Source organism: Acidisphaera rubrifaciens HS-AP3 (genome assembly GCF_000964365.1).
GTDB lineage: Bacteria > Pseudomonadota > Alphaproteobacteria > Acetobacterales > Acetobacteraceae > Acidisphaera > Acidisphaera rubrifaciens.
Genome location: NZ_BANB01000612.1, coordinates 1 through 2225, shown reverse-complemented (window position 1 = coordinate 2225; position 2225 = coordinate 1). Strand labels below are relative to the sequence as shown.

1 protein-coding gene is annotated in these 2225 nt (G+C 72.5%); it reads right to left on the bottom strand.

What is annotated here, in order from left to right:
- Window positions 1–2097: O-linked N-acetylglucosamine transferase, SPINDLY family protein (locus B8460_RS15370; protein WP_048862487.1), on the bottom strand; the 2097-nt coding region annotated here is incomplete at its 3' end.
- Between the last annotated feature and the right edge of the window lie 128 nt (window positions 2098–2225).

Below are 2225 nucleotides of genomic sequence, written 5' to 3'. Positions count from 1 at the left end.
GCGGCGGCGCATCCCCGCGCGGAGTGCGGCCAGGAGGTCGGGATCGGCCGCATGCCGCACGGCGCGATCGATGTAGTCGTCGAGATCCGTGGCGACCCAGTCGCCGGCAAGGCCGATATTCGCGACATGGCTGGCGCTGTGCCGTCCGGCGAACGTGTCGCCGGGCAGCGTGAGGACCGGCACGCCCATGAACAGCGCCTCGCAGGTGGTCAGGCCGCCGGAATACGGGAACGGGTCGAGCACGATGTCGACATGCCGGTAGTCGTCGAGCAACGCACGGTGCGAGGCGCTGCCGGCCAGGTCGAGGCGGTCCGGGTCGATGTCGTGCCGGAGGAAGCGGCCGCGCACCATGTCGGCGACATCCGGGTCGTCGAATTGCTGGGTCCGCAGCCGCAGCCGCGCCGTCGGCACGCGCCGCAGGATCGCCGCCCAGGCGGCGATCAGCGTGCGGTTGACCTTCGCGAGGTTGTTGAAACAGCCGAACGTCACGTGGCCATGCGACAGCGCCGGCAGCGGTGCTACGGGCGGCGCGTCCGGCGGCGGCAGGTAGCAGACGTAACCATCGGGCAGCCGCAACAGACGCTCGCTGTAGGCGGCCTCGTGACCGTCCGGCGTTTCCCAGCGATCGGTGATGAACCAGTCCATCGCGCGCAGGCCGGTGCTGTGGGCCTGGGAGCCGACCCATTTGACCTGCACCGGCGCGAGGCGCAGCGCGCAGGCACTCATGCGCCCGTGGTCGCCATAGCCACCGAGGTCGATGAGGATGTCGAGGTCGAGCGTCCGCGCGTAACGGGCAAGGGCGGCATCATCCATGCCCTCGATCGAATGCCAGTCCGTGCAGGCCTGGAACCGTCGTGCGATCCAGTCGGTGGCGGTGTGCTGGGCGAGCGCCACGACCGAGAACGCGTCGCGGTCGAGGGCCTCGATCCCGGCAAGCGTGAGCCATCCGACCGGATGGACCTTCAGGGTGCCGGACAGCAACCCGATGCGTAGCCGGCGTTCGGGGTCGGCGCCCGTGCGCCAGCGGGCCGGTGCCGCCAGCTGTTCCGTGCGGTCGAGCCGGCGCGCCTGTTGCAGCAGGGCCGCGCCCGTGATGCCGGGCGTGTAGGCGAGGACGTTGAGCAGCGCCCGCTTGCCGTTGATCGCATCCGGCGTCCGCGCGATGGCGGCCTCCGCCGCGGCGGAGGCTCCGGGCTGGTCGCCGAGCGCGAGCCGCGCATTCGACAGGTTGCACAGAAGCGTGTCGTTGGCGCCGTGCTGTGCGATCAGCGCCTCGAGCCGCGCGCAGGCGTCGGAGAAGCGATAGACCCGCAGCAGGGCGACCGCGAGGTCGTTTCCCAGCTCCCAGTCGTCGGGCGTCATCGCGACGGCGCGCTCGAGCACATCGCGGGCGCGTGCCACGTCAAGCCCGCGCACCAGCATCCGGCCGAGCAGCGCGACGGCCGCCGGCTCGTCGGGTGCCAACAGGCTGGCGGCATCCGCCAGTTCGGCCGCCTCGCTGATGCCGCCGTCCTGCATGCGCACGAGCGCGGCCATGAAAATCGCCACCGGATCCGCCGGATCGGCCCGCAGCCGCGCAGCGGTTTCCTCCCGGGCGAGGTGGTCGGCGCCGCCTTCGAACGCGGCATCGACGAAGTGGCGGGCGATGTCGAAACGATGCGGCGCCAGGGACGCGGCGCGCCCCAGCGCACAGGCGGCGGCGGCATACTCGCCGGCCAGTGCCAGGGCGAAGGCGAACCCGTGCCACGCCTCCACATCGGTGGGCGCCAGGGCACAGAGGCGGGCAAGCGACAGGATGGCGCCGGGCGCATCGCCGCGTTTGAGCCGGGCCGCGGCGCAGGCGCGCAGACCGCCGGTCTCGTCGTGCCGCCGCGCGGTGGCCGCGGCATCGTCCGGGTGGCCATCAACCGCGCCGTGGGCGTGCCCCTCTGGCAGAGTGTCCCGCGTTTGATCCGCGCGCGGGTTTGCCGGGCCGTCCGGCTGACCGTCCGCCGCCCGATCGATTGCCCCCCGGTCATCCGTCGCGCGGTCATCCGTCGCGCCGTCCGGCCAACCGACCGACGGCACGCAGGCGGGCATGATCGTGTCAGGCGGCATGATGCCGCCGCGCGACCACGAGGAGCCCGCTCGCGTCGCCACGCGCCGCCTCGCGGAGCGTTTCGGACTCCCAGGTGACGACGTGGAATCCGGCGTCGATCAGCGCGGTCCGCACATAGTGCCGGTCG